Here is a 15,301-nt window from a genome sequence, read left to right as displayed (position 1 = left end):
TTTGGAGAACCGGAAATGACTGCAATCGCACTGGCAACCCCTGTATCTGACGCACATCCCGGTGCCGCCCGGGTCGGCATCGGCGGCCCGGTGGGCTCGGGCAAGACCCGCCTGCTGGAACAACTGATTCCGCGTTTTATCGCCCGTGGCACCGAACTGGCGGTAATTACCAATGACCTGGCGACCCGCGAGGATGCTGAGCGCATCCAGCGCAGCGGCCTGATCGATCCGCAGCGGGTACGCGCCGTGGAAACCGGCGCCTGCCCTCACACGGCGATTCGCGAAGACCCGACCCTGAACCTGCAAATGGCCGATGAACTGGAGAGCCGTTTCGCGCGCCTCGACCTGGTACTGATCGAGTCCGGCGGCGACAACCTGGCCTCGACCTTTTCCCTGGACCTGGTGGACTACTGGATTTTCGTGATCGACGTCGCGGGGGGCGACGATATACCGCGTAAACGCGGGCCCGGCGTGCTCGGTTGCGACCTGCTGGTGATCAACAAGTACGACCTGGCGCCCCATGTCGGCGTCGATCTGGCGCGCATGCGCGAAGAGTCGGCCCTGGCCCGCGGCGGCCGGCCGGTGCTGTTTACCAATTGCGCGACCGGGGAGGGCGTCGATGCGGTGGTCGACGCTATCAGCCAGGCCGTGCTGTTCGATCGCCCATGAACGCCATCGCTCCGATTCATTCAGCGATCCTCAACGACAGGCCCCAGGCGCTGCTGGCGTTCCAGCGGGCACCGGACGGGCGCAGTTACATTGCCCGGCAGCAGGTCGGTTATCCCTTCCACTTGGGGCGGCAGTTGCGTCTGCCGGATGATCCGGTGCAAATGGCGGCGGCCTATCTGCAGTCCTGCTCCGGCGGGGTATTTGCCGGGGAGCGCCTGCACCTGAGCATCAGTGCCGGGCCGGGCTGCATGGCCCACGTCGCCAGTGGCGCGGCGACAGTGGCCCACAGCATGGACGAGGCGCCGGCGCAGCAGCGAGTCAGCCTTGGCGTGGGGGCTGGCGCCTGGCTCGAATACTTGCCCATGGCGACCATCCTGTTTCCCCGGTCGCGATTGCACAACCGCGTTGAGGTGACCTTGCAGGAGGGCGGCCGCCTGCTACTGTGCGATGCCTTTTGCAGCCATGCTCCCGGTGGACGCGAGGGCGTATTCAGCGAGTACCGCAGCGATGTTCGGGTACAGACGGCAGACTCCGAGGTGCTGGTCGCCGATCGCCTGCGGGTTGAAGGAGGGCAGTGGCAGGCCGGGCAGCTCGGCGTCTCGGGGCCTTATCGGGCCTGGGGCAACCTGATGCTGATCGGCCAGGACCTGCCGGTCGAGGAAATCGTCACGCTGTTACGCGCTGATACAGGCCAGCTGAACGGCTGCTACCTTGGTGTCAGCGCCCTGCCCAATGACGCCGGGGTGGGCCTGCGGGTACTGGCCGAAGACGCCGTGGCCCTGCGCCATGCCTTGCATCAGGGCTGGGCCAGCGTGCGTCAGTGGTCCACCGGCATACGCCCACGGCCCCGGCGTAAATAACGCTCAGGCGCGGGCATCCAGGCGTTGCCGGACCATGCGCGTCAGGCGTTCGCCGACCTGTTCGATGCCCTTGTTCTGCGCCACCACCTGGGCGCCTTCCATCAGCAGGGTCAGTTCTTCGGCCACCTGTTCGGGGGCGTGCAGGCCCAGTTCGGCGCACAGGCCATGCAGGCGGGCGAACTGGCGCTGCTTGTGGGCCTGGATCAGCGCCCGGGCCGGATGGTCGGCCTCCGGCAGCTCGGCCAGGGTATTGGTGAACGGGCAGCCGCGATAACCGGCCCGTTCCAGATCGGTGACGATAAAACCGAGAAAGCCTAGCAACTGCTCGCGGGGGGACTCGGGGTGCTGCTGCGCCAGCTGATCGAGCACATCGCTGTAGCTCTCGGTCAGGCGCTCCAGCCATTCCAGCACCAGGGCATCCTTGTTTTCGAAGTGCCGGTAGACGGTCATCTTGGTCGAGGCAGCCAGGGCGGCAATGGCATCGACGCTGACCCGGCTGATGCCCTGTTCGAGAAACAGCGCCTGGGCGGCGTCGACGATACGCTCACGGGGCGGCAATTGCGGGGTCCGGTCCGGACGCATGAACACTCTCCACTTGACAGCGATACCGTATAGTATCGCATGATACTTATCGGTATCGTTCGATACCGAAGAGTATTCATCATACCGATTTGGAGACTGTCATGTACCTGTCCGAATACGCTGAGCAAGACGCCGTGGGCCTGGCCCGTCTCATCCATGAGCAGCAGGTCAGCGCGGCAGAGGTGCGCAACGCGGCCTTGCAGGCCATCGAGGCGATCAACCCGCAGATCAATGCCTTGGTGGAAACCTGGGCGGATGAGCCGGCGGCGGCGCAAGGGCCGCTGCGGGGCGTGCCGTTGTTGATCAAGGACCTGGGGATCAGCGCAGCCGGGCGTCGCAATGAGTTGGGCAGCGCCCTGGCCCAAGGTTGCACAGCCGAAGCAGACTCGGAACTGATGACACGCTTGCGCCGTGCGGGCTTGCTGCCGTTGGGCCGGACCACCACCCCGGAGTTCGCCGCCAGCACCACCACCGAAAGCCGTCTGTGCGGACCCACCCGCAACCCTTGGCATACCCAGCGCAGCGCCGGTGGCTCCAGTGGCGGTTCGGGTGCTGCGGTGGCGGCGGGGCTGGTGCCGGTAGCCCATGCCACCGATGGCGGCGGCTCGATCCGTGTGCCGGCGTCGCTGTGCGGGCTGTTCGGCCTCAAGCCCAGCCGTGGCCGCGTGCCCATGGGCCCGGAGGTGGACGAGGTGTGGAGCGGTCTGGCGGTACATGGCGTGCTGACCCGCTCGGTACGCGACAGCGCCGCCGTGCTCGATGCCATCCATGGCCCGGCCAGCGGCGATCCGTTTCGCATTGCCGTGCCCGAGCGCAGTTTTGCCGCTGCGGCGACGCAAGCACCGGGTTCCCTGCGCATTGGCCTGCAAAGCCGCCCGCTCAATGGTCAGGCCCTGCACCCGGCGGTGGAGCAGGCCTTGCAGCACACGGCCAGGCAATTGGAGGCCCTGGGGCATCGGGTCGAGGAAGTCCGGCCCGACATCGGCCTGAGCTGGGAAGCCTTCGTTGAGTTGAACGGGCGCTTCTGGTCTTCCAACACCGCCGCCTGGATCGATGCCATTGCCGCTGCCACGGGGCGCAGTATCGACACGGAGTATCTGGAACCCGCCACTCTGGCCCTGTATCGCCAAGGCAAGAGCCTGCGCGCCACCGAACTGTTGGGCGCCTTGTTCGAACGCAATATCGTTACCCGGCACATGGGTCGGTTCTTTGAGCGATACGATGTGCTGCTGTCACCGACCCTGCCAGGCCTGGCGCCGCTTATCGGTGTCTACAACGAAGGCCAGGAACATCTGGATGGTCGTGGCTGGATGAACCGGGTCTTCGAACAGTCGCCTTTTACCGCCTTGGCCAATGTAATTGGCGCCCCGGCCATGTCCGTACCCCTGGCGCAGGATCCACAGAGTGGGTTGCCCATTGGCATGCAGTTCATGGGCGCGTTCGGGGCCGAGGGAATGCTGCTGAGCCTGGCCACACAGTTGGAAAGTGCCTTGCCCTGGGCGGGGCGGCGGCCTGAGGTGTGGGCGGGGCACGCCCATTCCTGAATCGATGATGCATTCCCGGTAGGAGCGAACTCTGTAGGAGCGAATTCATTCGCGAAGAGGCCGGTGAATTCGCTCCCACACTATTCAATCCAACCCATGCCAAGGGTTTAATCAGCGATAGCGTGCTGTTCTCATTCGAGATTGATCGAACGCCACGCCGCCTTGCCCAACATGTCCCGATAGTGCGCAGGGCTGTTTTTGACCCGCTGGGACAGCCACGCCCGGCAGTAGTTTTCCGTCTGGCCGATGATCAGCGACAGCAGCAGTTCGGCAGGAATATGGCTGAACTGCTCGCTGCGCCCCTCTGCACGCATCCAGTCAAACAGCATCTTGTTGCGCTGTTTGTTGCGTTCGCCCAGTTCTTCCTTGAACGGTCCGCTGGCCACGGCGAAACGCCCTTGCAGGATGAACCGCGCCCACTCTGGCTGGCCGTCGACCCAGTCGACATAGCTGTGCACCAACGCCAGTACCCCGGCTTCGGCGCTTTGTGCCTGTTCCAGGTAGCTGTTGCGCAGCGCCGCCTGATCGTCCAGTGCCGCGAAGAACAGGGCGGCGACCAGGCCTTCCTTGTTGCCAAAGTGATGGTAGATGGCGCCCACGCTGGTCTCGCATTCGGCGCGGATGACTTCGATGGTGGTGGCTTCGATGCCTGCCGCATTGAAGCAGGACAACGCCGTGCGCAGGATGCTGCGTTTGAGCTCGCTGCGTCTTCCAGGATAGGTGCGTTCAAGCAGGTCGGATGAGGGCATGGACACTGACCAAAAAATGCAAATCTTACCGGTTGGGGAAAAACCGAGGCAGGGCAGCTTGACAGTTTTTTCGCAAAAAGAATATTGTTCCGTAACAGAATAATATTCTGTAAATTGAAATCACCAAAACCAGAGGGCATCCCCATGAGTCAGTTTCTTGAGTTGTTCAACAGCGCAGGTCCCGCCGCATTCAGCAAAATGGCCTGCCAGATGGCGCCGTATTTCAGCACCATCAACCCCGAAATCAGTGAGCTGAGCCCTGGGCATGCGGTGGTGCTGGTGCCATTTCGCAAGGAGATCACCAACCACCTGGCATCGGTCCATGCGATTGCCCTGTGCAACGCTGCCGAACTGGCGGGCGGGGTGATGACCGATGTGTCGATCCCGGCCGCAGCCAAATGGATTCCCAAGGGCATGACCGTGGAATACCTGGCCAAGGCAAAGAGCGATATCCGCGCCGTGGCCGATGGCAGCGCGATTGACTGGACCAGCGGCGGCGACCAGGTGGTGCCGGTGGATATCTTCGATGAGGGCGGGGTGAAGGTGTTTACGGCGCGGATTACCATGAATGTGAAGTTGGGGTGACAGAGCGGGTTATGGGACCGGCTTCAGCCGGGAAGGCTCGGGTATGATCGACGTATTTCCAGCGCCTGGCATATTGTCTTCCCGGCTGAAGCCGGTCCCACAGGAAAGCCGCTACCCATGAATAACCCACAACCCGACCTGACCGCCCGCGAGGTCTATCAGTTGCTCAAGGAACTTGCCCTGGGCGTGCGCCAATTACGCACCCTCAGCGCAACCAGCAACGGCACGTTAAGCATCGATATCGATGGCTGGCAGTTGCTGCTGGGGCTTGATGGCGGCGGCCTCGATCACTGCACCGAGTGCCGGGCCGCCGACGGGCGAGTGGCGAACCAGATGCAGGCCTGGCCGCGCTTCGGTACCGACCCGCTGAGCTTTCTCAGCGTATGGGAGCGGGCGCAACTGGAGCGGCTATTGCTGTCACGCTGAGCGCCGGGCGTACTCTTCCATCAGCCCTGGATAATCCTGCGGGTCAGGCAAGCCGGGGAAGCTACGGGTCGCTCCGGTCGTCACCCAGGGCAGCTTCTCTGCGGTCCAGGTCTCCATCAGCGGTGCGTATTGCTCCGGATGGTCCAGCAGGGTGCTGCGCACATTGATGAAGGCATCGACGCCGGCAGGGCGGGTGAACAGCCTGCTCATGCAGTGCGGGCAGAAGTAATGGCGGGCTTCACCATGCAGGCCACCGATCACCGGTTCGCCCGAGGTCACCTTGAAGCTCTCGACCGGGAACAAAGCGCTCAGGGAGAAGGCGCTGGCGGACATTTTCTGGCAGCCCACGCAATGGCAGGCCATGGTCACCACCGGCCGGGCGCTGAGGGCAAAGGTCACCTGGCCGCAACGGCAGGCCCCTTGAATAGTCGCTATGTCGCTCATAAACACCTCATTTCAACGGGATTTCAACGAAGGGCGGCCAGGGCCTGCATAAAGGCTTGCGGCGTCGGGCTTTGCGGCCAGTTCGGAATATCCTGGGGCAGGTTTAGCCAGGCTTGTTTGTGCCGGGTCCAGATATGCGCCATGGGCGTCAGCTGCGGGCTGTTGTCCAGCGTCGCTGCGCGCAGCACCCACAGGCCCGGCGCCGCCGACGTGGTGTTGTAGATCCGCGTATGGCAAGTGCCGCACAGGTAATGGCGGGCGTGCTGGCCATTCTCTTCGTAGGCGTATTCGGTCAGTGGGCCGCTGAGCGTCAGCGCGCCTTCGGGCAGCAGGCTGTGCAGGGCGAAGCTGCTGCCGCTCCAGGTCTGGCAATTAGTGCAGTGGCAGGCATAGACCGCGATGGGGGCGTCGCTGCTTAGGCTATAGGTGATGGCGGCGCAACGGCATGTACCGGTCAGTGTCATGGCGAGTATTCCTCGGTGGCTGTGCAAGTGCGGCAAAGCATGGGACAGTTTCGGTTGGATTAAAATTGCCTGAAACAGCTTACCGGCTCATAGGAAATGTATGACCCCCCCTCAATTGCAATGGGAAACCCAGCGGGCGTTTCTCGCCGTGCTGCGCACCGGCAGCCTTTCCGGGGCGGCGCGCCTGCTCGGTATTGCCCAGGCGACTGCCCGCCGCCGTATCGAGACGCTGGAGCAGAGTGTCGGGGTCAGCCTGTTCATTCGTTCGCCCGCCGGTTTGCTGCCCACCGATATGGCCCGGGAGTTGATCAGCCATGTCGAGTCCATGGCCCTGGCCGCCGAGGCCTTTACCCGCGCGGCGTCGGCTGAGGCCAGTGTGCCGGGCGGCACCGTGCGTATCACCTGCGGTCGCTTGATCGGCATCGAAGTGTTGCCGTCGATGTTGCGCGATATTCGCCGCCAACATTCACAACTGGCTATTGAACTCAGCGTTTCAAATCGTGTTGAGGCCCTCGCATTGCAGGAGGCTGATGTGGCAATACGCATTCGTCGGCCTACCGAAGCCGCAGTGGTGACACGTCATCTTGGCGATTTGCAGGTGGGCCTGTACGCCACCGCAGATTTGCTTGAGCAGTATGGCGTGCCAGGGGATGTCGAGGACCTGCGCCGCTATCCGCTGATCGGCCCGGACCGCAATCTCAAGGAGATCGAATTTCTTGGCCAGCAAGGGTTCGCCTGTGCGGCGCAGCAGACGCTGATCCGCACCGACGACCATCTGGCCCAGTTCGCTGCGCTGCGGGCCGGGCTGGGGATTGGCGTGTGTTCCAGGCAGTTTGCGCAGCTTCATAACCTGGTCCGGGTATTGCCGGATCAGGTCGATTTTGCCGTGGATGTGTGGATCGCGATGCATCAGGACGTGCGCCGTGTGCGCCGTATCGCCCTGGTGTTCGATGCTCTGGCGCAGTCCTTGAGCCGGTTTCTCAGCGGCTCCTGATGATCAGTCTTTATCGGCTTCCGGCAACTTGGCAATGACCTTGATTTCGAAGTCAAAGCCGTACAGCCAGGTCACGCCCACCGCCGTCACGGTGGGGTGTGGCGCCTCGCCCCAGAACTCCTGTACCACGCTCCAGATCTGCTCGAAGCGGGTCTGCGGGTCGACGATAAAGACCGTGACATCGATCACGTCATCAAAGCTGCCGCCCGCCTCGGCGAGGATGGCGTTGAGGTTGCTGAATGCCAGGCGTACCTGCCGGGTAAGGTCCGGCTCCGGTGAGCCGTCCTCGCGGCTGCCCACTTGCCCGGATACGAACAGAAAGCCATTGCTGCGGATCGCCGGTGAATAGCGATTGCGCTCGTACAGGGCCTGGCGCCCCGGTGGAAAAACCACGTCGCGATGAGTCATGTGCTGCCTCCATTGGCGGGCCGGTTGCGGTCCGCAATTAACGATGGAGCGACTGTAGGGGCTTGCCTGGACGGGATAAACGAGCAACTGTAGCCATCACTGTTTGTAAATCCCAAACAATCGAGGCCGGAATGGATCGTTTTGATGCAATGCAGGCGTTCGCCAGGGTCGTCGAGACCGGCAGTTTCACCAAGGCCGCCGACACCCTGCACATGAGCAAGACCACGGTCACGCAACTGGTGCAGCAACTGGAAGCGCGCCTGCGGGTGCGCCTGCTCAATCGCACCACGCGCAAGGTCAATGTCACCGCCGATGGTGCCGTTTACTACGAGCGGGTGGTGCGGCTGATGGCCGATCTGGACGACGCCGAGACCAGCCTGTCCGCTGCCGCCGCGCTGCCTCGGGGCCGTTTGCGGGTTGATGTGCCCAGCCCCCTGGCGCGGATGATCCTGATGCCGGCGCTGCCGGAATTTCACGCCCGTTACCCGGATATCCAACTGGATATGGGCGTCAGCGACCGCAAGGTCGATCTGATCGGCGAGAACGTCGATTGCGTGGTGCGCGGCGGGGAAATCACCGACCAGTCACTCATGGCCCGGCGCATCGGCGACCTGCAACTGGGCGTGTATGCGGCGCCGAGCTATCTGCAACGGGCCGGCACGCCTCAGCATCCTCGCGAACTGGAAGATTCTCACCATCGCATCGTCGGCTACCTCTGGGCCCGCACGGGCAAGGCGCTGCCCTATGCCATGCAGCGCAACGGCGAAAGCCTGAATATCCACGGGCGACACGTGCTGGCGGTGGACGATGGCAACGCCTACCTGGCAGCGGGCCTGGCCGGGATGGGCGTACTCTGGCTGCCGGATTACATGGCCCGGGAGCATCTGGCGCGGGGTGAATTGGTGGTGTTGTTCGAGGACTGGCAACTTGAATCGATGCCGCTGTATGTGGCGTTTCCACCGAATCGGCATATCAGCCTCAAGCTGCGGGTGTTTATCGAGTGGGTCGCCGGGTTGATGGCGGTGCACGGACCGGTTGTCGAGGGGGCGCATGCTTAACGGCAGTCCGTAGGAGCGGCTTTAGCCGCGAGCACGTCCTCCCGGCTAAAGCCGGTCCTACAGACAGGTGTTTCAGGTTGATTGTGTTGTGTTCAGAGGCGCGGCGGTATTTCGCTCTCATTAGCCTTGATGAAATCAATAAACGCCCGCAACGGCGAAGGCAGGTAACGGCGGCCCGGATAGTAGAGAAACGGCCCGCTGAAACTCAGTTGCCAGGGTTGCAGCACCGCTTCCAGGGCGCCGCTATCGAGGTAGGGCTGCAACCAGTCTTCGAACAGAAAGACAATCCCCAGGCCGTCCAGTGCCGCTTGTACCGCCAGGTCCATGGCGCCGCCGATGCGCACGATCAGGGGGCCGCTGGGGTCGACCTGAATGCTCTCGCCATCACGCTCGTATTCCCACAGCGGTATGGCGCCACTGGGAAACTTGCCGCGCAGGCAGGCGTGTTGAAGCAGGTCGCGGGGGTGTTGCGGGCGACCGTGGGCGTTGAGGTAGGCCGGGGAGGCGGCGGTGGTGAAGCGCTGCACGCGCGGCCCGATGGGCACGGCGATCATGTCCTGCTCAAGGCGGTCGTCGTAGCGGATCCCGGCATCGCAACCGGCGGCGAGCATATCGACGAAGCTCTCTTCGGTAATGACTTCCAGGCGGATATCCGGGTAGATATTGAGAAAGGGCGTAATGATCGACGGCAGTACCAGCCGCGCGGCGCTGACCGGCACATTGAGCCGGAGGGTGCCCGAGGGGCGGTCGCGGAAGTCATTGACCACGTCCAGCGCTGCTTCGACTTCGCCCAAGGCCGGGACGATCCGCTCCATCAACCGCGCCCCGGCTTCGGTCGGCACGACGCTACGGGTAGTACGGTTGAGCAGGCGCACGCCGAGTCGGGCCTCCATGCGCCGCACCGCATCACTGAGGCTGGACGCCGATTTGCCGCTCAGGCGCGCGCCTTCGCGAAAACCACCGGCATTGACCACGGCCACGAAGGCCAGCAAATCCTGAATATCTGTCGCCATTGTTCGATTTCCCGTACGACCTGTGCCGATTGCACTCGATTATCAAGACAATGGTCAAGGCCTATAGTGGGCCTACACACATGATTGGGGTACAGCAAATGAGCAACGCCAGCCAGGCAGGTACGTTTCAACTGGGCGGTCGCACCGTCAATCGCATGGGGTACGGCGCCATGCAACTGGCAGGTCCCGGTGTCTTCGGGCCGCCGAAAGATGCCCAGGCCGCGCTTGCCGTACTGCGTGAAGCGGTGGCCAATGGGGTCAACCATATCGACACTTCCGACTTCTACGGCCCTCATGTCACCAACCAGTTGATCCGCGAAGCCCTGCACCCGTATCAGGATGACTTGGTGATCGTGACCAAGATCGGTGCCAAGCGCGGCGCAGATGCTTCGTGGAGTCCTGCGTCAAGCCCGGCCGAGCTGACCCAGGCCGTGCATGACAACCTGCGCAATCTCGGTCTGGATGTGCTGGAAGTGGTGAATTTTCGGGCGTGGGGCAATATGCATTCGCCGGGCGAGGAGTCCATCGAAGCGCCGTTCAGTCACTTGGCCGAGTTGCAGCGCCAAGGCCTGATCCGTCATCTGGGGGTGAGTAACGTCACTGCAGCCCAGGTCAAGGAAGCCCAGGGCATTGCCGAAGTCGTTTGCGTGCAGAACCACTACAACCTGTCTCACCGGGCAGACGAAGCGCTGATCGCCGATCTGGGACGCCAGGGCATTGCCTATGTACCGTTCTTCCCGCTGGGTGGCTTTACGCCGCTGCAATCGGACGTGCTGTCCAAAGTCGCGGCGCAGTTGGGAGCCTCAACGCTGCGTGTGGCATTGGCGTGGCTGCTACAACGGGCACCGAATATGCTGTTGATCCCGGGGACTTCCTCGGTGGCACATTTGCAGGAAAACCTCAGTGCCAGCGAGCTGGTGATTGCACCCGAGTTGCTGGCTGAGCTGGATGCGTTGGCTTAAATAACCCGTGAGGTTTTGAATAGGTGGGACCGGCTTTAGCCGGGAAGGGGGCCGTGCATACGATAGAGAAATATCGACTTCACTGACCTCTTCCCGGCTAAAGCCGGTCCCACAAAAGCCAATTCCAATAACAGCGGTTATGCCAACGGTGGCGTCCGCGGCGGAATCTGCCGTTTCGATCCGCTCGCTTCAAAGGCCGAGGCCAGGCGTAGCAGGGTCGAGTCGTCATAGGCGCGCCCGGCAAAGGTCAGGCCTACCGGCATGCCGATATCGGCCATCACGCCCATGGGCACGGTGACGGTGGGGACGCCCAGGTGGCGGATGGCGAGGTTGCCGTTGGCCACCCAGACGCCGTTGCTCCAGGCGATATCCGCTGACTGCGGATCAACATCGCTATTGGCCGGGCCAACATCGGCGACGGTCGGGAACAGCACCGCATCGAGCCCCAGCCTGTCCATCCACTCTTCCAGATCGATACGCCGGGTCTGCTCCAGACCGCGCAGGCCGTCGGGCACTGTGCTGATCTGATCCCAAGGCGTAATGCCGCGTTCGGCCATGCGTACGTATTCGTCCATGCCCGCCGCCAGATCACCTTCACGGTTAGGCAGTGTGCCGGGGTCGTGGGGGAAAATCAGTGCGCCATCGACGTCGACCAGGCGGTTAAGGGCCGGGTCGCCATTGGCCTGGAGGAAGTCATCGAAGGCCCAAGCGGTCAGGTCCCATAGCTCATGATGCAGGAACTCCTTGGACACCAGGCCGCGATTGAATACGGTCGGTGCGCCGGGGCGATCGCCTTCGCAGTTGGAGACCAAGGGGAAATCCACCTCGATCACTTCGGCACCCGCGGCTTCCAGGGCCTGGCGTGCGGCTTTCCACAGGTCAATCACCGATGGGCGAGTATTGATGCGCTGGCCCGTCGGCCCGCCGATGCCAGGGCTGTCGGAGGTGCCTGCATCGGGGTCGGCATTGATATACATGCGTGGCACGCCCAGGCGTTTACCGGCCAATGATTCGGCGCTCACCGCAAGTGAGGCGTAGGACTCCGGGCGTACCGAAGCGACGCTGGGAATCGGCACCCAGGGCTGCATGCGCCACAGGTCGCCACGGGTGTCCGGGTCTTCGGCGACGACGACATCCAGTACTTCCAGCAGGTCGGCCATGGTCCGGGCGAAGGGCACGACCACGTCCATGGTCGGGGTCAGCGGCCAGTTGCCGCGCACCGAGATCACACCGCGCGAAGGCGTGTAGGCGCACAAACCGTTGTTCGACGCCGGGCCGCGACCGCTCGACCAGGTCTCCTCGGCCAGACCGAAGGCAGCGAAGCTGGCAGCCGTCGCCGTACCCGCGCCATTGGACGAGCCGGAGGCGAAGGGCGCCGTGAGGTAGGCGGCGTTATACGGGCTTTCGGCCCGGCCGTAGACGCCGCGTTGCATGCCGCCGTTGGCCATGGGCGGCATATTGGTCTTGCCCAGGCAGATCGCCCCGGCGCCGCGCAGGCGTTCGATGGTGAAGGCATCGCGATGGGCGACGAGGTTGGCAAACGCCGGGCTGCCCGAAGCAGCGGTCAGGCCCTTGACCAGATAACTGTCTTTGGCCGTGTAGGGTATACCGTCGAGTGGCCCCAGCGTTTCGCCCCTGGCCCGGCGGGCATCGGAGGCGCGGGCTTCGTTGAGCGCTTCGGGATTGGCGACGACGAGGGCATTCAACGCAGTGGCCGTGTCGGCGCCATCGTAGGCGGCGATCCGCGCCTGATAGGCCTGGACCAGCTCCACCGCCGTGGTCTGGCCGGATTCCAGCGCCGCGCGCAATTGGGCGATGGAGACTTCGGTGACTTCGATCATGCGCGTACTCCCGTCAGCAGGAGGAGGGCGTCATGGTTGTTGAAATGGCGGTTCATAGCGATTCTCGTTGCATTGTGCGACACCACGGGCCGGGTCGATGGCCCTGTCGCTCTGTTTAACGTAAAGGGTTCACAACCATTTGAATTGAGCCGGAAATCTTGCAACAAAACAGGTGCCGGACTCCAGTGTGGAGGTCACGCTCAAGCTGCCGTGGTGGGCGTTGGCAATCTGCGCGGCAATGTACAAGCCCAATCCCAGGCCTTCACCGCGATACCCGGCTTCCGAGCGGGTGAAGGGCTCGAACAGCAGCGGCATGAGTTCGGCGGGGATCGGCGGCCCCTGGTTGGTCACCGAAATGACGATCTCGTTGGCCTCGGCATAGGCCTGCACCACGATTGGCGTCGACACCGAGCCATGGGTGACGGCGTTGCCCAGCAGATTGGACAGCAGTTGGCCCATGCGCAGCGGATCGCAATGGATACCCGAAGGCAGCGTCAGCGAATGGCTGAATGACGCTTGGGGATGGGATGCCTGAACTTCGTCGAGGGTCTGGCGCAGGGTCTGTTCCAGGTCATCGACCAGTTGGCGCTTGCTGGGAATACCACCGCCCAGGCGGCCACGGGCAAAGTCCAGGACGTTTTCAATCAGCAGGCCCATGCGCGTCGAGCTGCTGCGGATAGCCGAGATCAGGCTAAGTGAACGCTTGTCGCTGGTCTTGCTTTCCAGCAGGTCCGCACTCATGCGGATAGCGCTCAGCGGCGTACGCAGATCATGGCCCAGCACCGCGACAAACTGCTCGCGCAGGCGCCCATGTTCATTGGCGCTGACCAGTGCGGCCTGGGTCAACTCCAGGTTGTTCTGGGTGTCCAGGCTCATGGCGATCAACTGGGCAAACAGCGTCAGCGTCTTGGCAATGGCCGGATCATCGAGGTTGGCCGGGACCGAATCGATCGCACACAGGGTACCGAAAAACGCGCCATTGGCGGTGACTATGGGAATGGAGATATAGCTCTCCAGACCATAGGTCTTGGGGGTGTGATGGGCCGAAAACAGCGGGTGCCGGCTGGCATGGCCGAAAATCACCGGCTGGCGGTGTTGGCGGATTTCGTGACAGATGGTTGATTCCAGTACCAGCTCGCCGCCAGGCTTGAGGCCGAAATCGATGGAGTCATCGACGGCGCAGGCCACCCAGTTTTTTTCGGTAACCCTGGCCACCGCCGCGAAACGCATGCCGGTCAGGTGCTTGACCATGCTCAGAATGACCGGTACAGCCTCGATGCGGTGGACCGCTTCGATATCGGGTGAAAAGTCTGTGGGGCTCATGGCAGCACGGTTCTGTTGAAGTGCAGCAGAGGCTATCGCTAATTGCCGGGTTTGGCTAATAGACAGGCGCCATACAGCAAACGCGTGGATGGCCGGTGGGTATGCCCTGTGACTGAAACTTTCTGTTACATTCCCTGCCGCAGTGGTCCCCGGCTGAACGGCAGGGGCAAGGAGCAAGTGCCACTCCATTGATGAGATGCTGACTCAATGCCTGCCAGTTGCCCGGCGGCTTGAATTCATCTTGGTCCTGTTTTGCCCTTCCAGACTTATCCAGACCCTTGAAATCCATTCTGACTTTTCTATCCGGGCTCGCCTTTGCCGCGAGCCTGAGCGGTTGCATCGGGCCGCCATTGGCCCTGACGCCACAGACTGCGCAACGCCTGCAGGCGCAGCCGCCAATTCGTTTCTTGCTGACCTTTGACGATGGCCCCAGTGCTTCGAGTTTCTGGAACCCGTCGCTGTCGGTACTCGATGACCTGGCCCATAACCCGATACTGCCGGGAATCAAGGCCGTATTCTTTGTGCAGACCCGTGCGCCGAGAGCCGGCAACAGTGATATCGGCCGCAGCGTCATGCGGCGCGAACATGCCGAAGGCCATATCCTCGGCTTCCATACTGCCACGCCCTGGCACACCAATCACCGCTCGCTGAGCCCGCAAGTGCTGGAGCAGTCACTGATCGACGGCAGCGGCGATATTGCGGCCATTACCGGGGCGCCGCCGGTGCTGTTGCGTCCGCCGTTCTGGAACTACGACAAGGCGACGTTCGCGGCTTATCAACGCCATGGCATGCACGTACTGCTGACCGACCTGAGCGCCAATGACGGCAAGATCTGGGGCTTCAACGCCAGCCCGCAACGACGGGCCAATCTGCTCAAACACCTGGCTGAAGTGCGCGAACGAATTGCGGCGGGGGAGATGCCGGTGGTCGACGGGGTGATTCCGGTGGTGGTGACCTTTCACGATCTCAATCGCTACAGCGCCCGGCATATGCAGGAGTATCTGCAGATCCTCATGGACAGTGCGCGAGAGACAGGGGTGAAGACCGCCGACAAGCCGTTCTACGACGACAGCGACGCGCTGCTGCGCGCGGCCATGGTGCGAACGGTGCAGAGCAGTGCCCAGCCCGTGGAGTTACCGGGCTTCTGGGGCTGGTGGTGGGATGGGGATTCGCATTGAGATTCGGTGCCACAGTAATCCTCAGAGTGGGAGGTGAGTCTGTGGGAGATCCCGCGCCGTCTGCGACGCCGCGCTGTCACGCAGTAAACACTAACCGAGGCAGAGGGCAAATCTAATGAAATGGTTCCCCCGGCTCGACTCCTGTGAACGGCTCTAGACTTTCACAGGAGTCACTATTCGGAGCATCGTCATGTCACACGT

General features: G+C 62.8%; 17 protein-coding genes. 9 read left to right on the top strand and 8 right to left on the bottom strand.

The features are described 5' to 3' along the window. Positions 1 to 15 precede the first annotated feature (15 nt). Together ureG and M2401_RS28755 are read left to right on the top strand one after the other, a co-directional pair. Positions 16 to 669 (top strand): urease accessory protein UreG, encoded by a 654-nt coding sequence (gene ureG / locus M2401_RS28760; RefSeq protein WP_259108975.1) that lies wholly within the window; start codon positions 16 to 18, stop codon positions 667 to 669. Then, positions 666 to 1,529 (top strand): urease accessory protein UreD, encoded by an 864-nt coding sequence (locus M2401_RS28755; RefSeq protein WP_259108973.1) that lies wholly within the window; start codon positions 666 to 668, stop codon positions 1,527 to 1,529. Before ureG ends, M2401_RS28755 begins: the two co-directional genes overlap by 4 nt. Before the next feature lie 3 nt (positions 1,530 to 1,532). Here the strand turns inward: M2401_RS28755 and M2401_RS28750 are convergent, their stop codons facing one another. Continuing rightward, positions 1,533 to 2,111, bottom strand: a complete 579-nt coding sequence (locus tag M2401_RS28750) for a TetR/AcrR family transcriptional regulator (protein ID WP_259108971.1) — start codon at positions 2,109 to 2,111, stop codon at positions 1,533 to 1,535. Between the two features lie 101 nt (positions 2,112 to 2,212). Here M2401_RS28750 and M2401_RS28745 point away from each other — a divergent pair, with 101 nt between their 5' ends. Further along, the gene (locus M2401_RS28745; RefSeq protein WP_259108969.1) at positions 2,213 to 3,655 is read left to right on the top strand and encodes an amidase; all 1,443 of its coding nucleotides are present in this window, start codon (positions 2,213 to 2,215) and stop codon (positions 3,653 to 3,655) included. 131 nt (positions 3,656 to 3,786) lie between these two features. Here the strand turns inward: M2401_RS28745 and M2401_RS28740 are convergent, their stop codons facing one another. Continuing rightward, positions 3,787 to 4,404: a TetR/AcrR family transcriptional regulator gene (locus tag M2401_RS28740; protein WP_259108967.1), complete on the bottom strand. Its 618-nt coding sequence runs from the start codon at positions 4,402 to 4,404 to the stop codon at positions 3,787 to 3,789. 144 nt (positions 4,405 to 4,548) lie between these two features. On the opposite strand from M2401_RS28740, the gene M2401_RS28735 reads away from it, so the two are divergent. Together M2401_RS28735 and M2401_RS28730 are read left to right on the top strand one after the other, a co-directional pair. After that, positions 4,549 to 4,989, top strand: a complete 441-nt coding sequence (locus tag M2401_RS28735) for a hotdog fold domain-containing protein (RefSeq protein WP_259108965.1) — start codon at positions 4,549 to 4,551, stop codon at positions 4,987 to 4,989. Between the two features lie 117 nt (positions 4,990 to 5,106). Further along, the gene (locus M2401_RS28730; protein WP_259108963.1) at positions 5,107 to 5,415 is read left to right on the top strand and encodes a hypothetical protein; all 309 of its coding nucleotides are present in this window, start codon (positions 5,107 to 5,109) and stop codon (positions 5,413 to 5,415) included. On the opposite strand, the gene M2401_RS28725 is transcribed toward M2401_RS28730, so the two are convergent. Together M2401_RS28725 and M2401_RS28720 are read right to left on the bottom strand one after the other, a co-directional pair. Further along, the gene (locus tag M2401_RS28725) at positions 5,407 to 5,859 is read right to left on the bottom strand and encodes a GFA family protein (protein WP_259108961.1); all 453 of its coding nucleotides are present in this window, start codon (positions 5,857 to 5,859) and stop codon (positions 5,407 to 5,409) included. The two genes, M2401_RS28730 and M2401_RS28725, sit on opposite strands and share 9 nt — an antisense overlap. 23 nt (positions 5,860 to 5,882) lie before the next feature. Beyond that, positions 5,883 to 6,323 (bottom strand): GFA family protein, encoded by a 441-nt coding sequence (locus M2401_RS28720; protein ID WP_259108959.1) that lies wholly within the window; start codon positions 6,321 to 6,323, stop codon positions 5,883 to 5,885. Positions 6,324 to 6,423: 100 nt separating this feature from the next. Here M2401_RS28720 and M2401_RS28715 point away from each other — a divergent pair, with 100 nt between their 5' ends. After that, a complete protein-coding gene (locus M2401_RS28715; protein ID WP_259108958.1) occupies positions 6,424 to 7,317 on the top strand; it encodes a LysR family transcriptional regulator in 894 nt (297 codons plus the stop codon). A gap of 3 nt (positions 7,318 to 7,320) precedes the next feature. Here M2401_RS28715 and M2401_RS28710 read toward each other — a convergent pair whose 3' ends face one another. Beyond that, on the bottom strand, positions 7,321 to 7,725 hold the full coding sequence (locus M2401_RS28710; protein WP_259108956.1) for a RidA family protein: 405 nt from the start codon (positions 7,723 to 7,725) through the stop codon (positions 7,321 to 7,323). 131 nt (positions 7,726 to 7,856) lie between these two features. Here M2401_RS28710 and M2401_RS28705 point away from each other — a divergent pair, with 131 nt between their 5' ends. Next, entirely contained in the window at positions 7,857 to 8,783 is a 927-nt protein-coding gene (locus tag M2401_RS28705; protein WP_259108954.1) for a LysR family transcriptional regulator, read from the top strand. A gap of 92 nt (positions 8,784 to 8,875) precedes the next feature. Here the strand turns inward: M2401_RS28705 and M2401_RS28700 are convergent, their stop codons facing one another. Beyond that, complete coding sequence (locus tag M2401_RS28700; RefSeq protein ID WP_259108952.1) at positions 8,876 to 9,796, bottom strand: LysR family transcriptional regulator; 921 nt, start codon at positions 9,794 to 9,796, stop codon at positions 8,876 to 8,878. Positions 9,797 to 9,894: 98 nt separating this feature from the next. Here M2401_RS28700 and M2401_RS28695 point away from each other — a divergent pair, with 98 nt between their 5' ends. Next, positions 9,895 to 10,758 carry an aldo/keto reductase family oxidoreductase gene (locus tag M2401_RS28695; RefSeq protein WP_259108950.1) on the top strand — a complete coding sequence of 288 codons (864 nt, stop codon included), beginning with the start codon at positions 9,895 to 9,897 and terminating at the stop codon, positions 10,756 to 10,758. Positions 10,759 to 10,895: 137 nt separating this feature from the next. Here M2401_RS28695 and M2401_RS28690 read toward each other — a convergent pair whose 3' ends face one another. Together M2401_RS28690 and M2401_RS28685 are read right to left on the bottom strand one after the other, a co-directional pair. Continuing rightward, the gene (locus M2401_RS28690; protein WP_259108948.1) at positions 10,896 to 12,599 is read right to left on the bottom strand and encodes an amidase; all 1,704 of its coding nucleotides are present in this window, start codon (positions 12,597 to 12,599) and stop codon (positions 10,896 to 10,898) included. 129 nt (positions 12,600 to 12,728) lie between these two features. Further along, the gene (locus tag M2401_RS28685) at positions 12,729 to 13,922 is read right to left on the bottom strand and encodes a GAF domain-containing sensor histidine kinase (RefSeq protein ID WP_259108947.1); all 1,194 of its coding nucleotides are present in this window, start codon (positions 13,920 to 13,922) and stop codon (positions 12,729 to 12,731) included. Between the two features lie 278 nt (positions 13,923 to 14,200). Between M2401_RS28685 and M2401_RS28680 the strand changes: the two genes are divergently transcribed. After that, a complete protein-coding gene (locus tag M2401_RS28680) occupies positions 14,201 to 15,100 on the top strand; it encodes a polysaccharide deacetylase family protein (protein WP_259108945.1) in 900 nt (299 codons plus the stop codon). Positions 15,101 to 15,301: the final 201 nt, after the last annotated feature.

This window comes from Pseudomonas sp. JUb42 (assembly GCF_024807945.1).
Classification (GTDB): domain Bacteria; phylum Pseudomonadota; class Gammaproteobacteria; order Pseudomonadales; family Pseudomonadaceae; genus Aquipseudomonas.
Note: the sequence above shows the minus strand (reverse complement) of the source record. Positions and strands in the feature narration are given on the sequence as shown.

Coding starts and splice junctions, on each gene's coding strand:
- ureG (WP_259108975.1), top strand. CDS start 16: ATGACTGCAATCGCACTGGCAACCCCTGTATCTGACGCACATCCCGGT.
- M2401_RS28755 (WP_259108973.1), top strand. CDS start 666: ATGAACGCCATCGCTCCGATTCATTCAGCGATCCTCAACGACAGGCCC.
- M2401_RS28750 (WP_259108971.1), bottom strand. CDS start 2,111: ATGCGTCCGGACCGGACCCCGCAATTGCCGCCCCGTGAGCGTATCGTC.
- M2401_RS28745 (WP_259108969.1), top strand. CDS start 2,213: ATGTACCTGTCCGAATACGCTGAGCAAGACGCCGTGGGCCTGGCCCGT.
- M2401_RS28740 (WP_259108967.1), bottom strand. CDS start 4,404: ATGCCCTCATCCGACCTGCTTGAACGCACCTATCCTGGAAGACGCAGC.
- M2401_RS28735 (WP_259108965.1), top strand. CDS start 4,549: ATGAGTCAGTTTCTTGAGTTGTTCAACAGCGCAGGTCCCGCCGCATTC.
- M2401_RS28730 (WP_259108963.1), top strand. CDS start 5,107: ATGAATAACCCACAACCCGACCTGACCGCCCGCGAGGTCTATCAGTTG.
- M2401_RS28725 (WP_259108961.1), bottom strand. CDS start 5,859: ATGAGCGACATAGCGACTATTCAAGGGGCCTGCCGTTGCGGCCAGGTG.
- M2401_RS28720 (WP_259108959.1), bottom strand. CDS start 6,323: ATGACACTGACCGGTACATGCCGTTGCGCCGCCATCACCTATAGCCTA.
- M2401_RS28715 (WP_259108958.1), top strand. CDS start 6,424: ATGACCCCCCCTCAATTGCAATGGGAAACCCAGCGGGCGTTTCTCGCC.
- M2401_RS28710 (WP_259108956.1), bottom strand. CDS start 7,725: ATGACTCATCGCGACGTGGTTTTTCCACCGGGGCGCCAGGCCCTGTAC.
- M2401_RS28705 (WP_259108954.1), top strand. CDS start 7,857: ATGGATCGTTTTGATGCAATGCAGGCGTTCGCCAGGGTCGTCGAGACC.
- M2401_RS28700 (WP_259108952.1), bottom strand. CDS start 9,796: ATGGCGACAGATATTCAGGATTTGCTGGCCTTCGTGGCCGTGGTCAAT.
- M2401_RS28695 (WP_259108950.1), top strand. CDS start 9,895: ATGAGCAACGCCAGCCAGGCAGGTACGTTTCAACTGGGCGGTCGCACC.
- M2401_RS28690 (WP_259108948.1), bottom strand. CDS start 12,599: ATGATCGAAGTCACCGAAGTCTCCATCGCCCAATTGCGCGCGGCGCTG.
- M2401_RS28685 (WP_259108947.1), bottom strand. CDS start 13,922: ATGAGCCCCACAGACTTTTCACCCGATATCGAAGCGGTCCACCGCATC.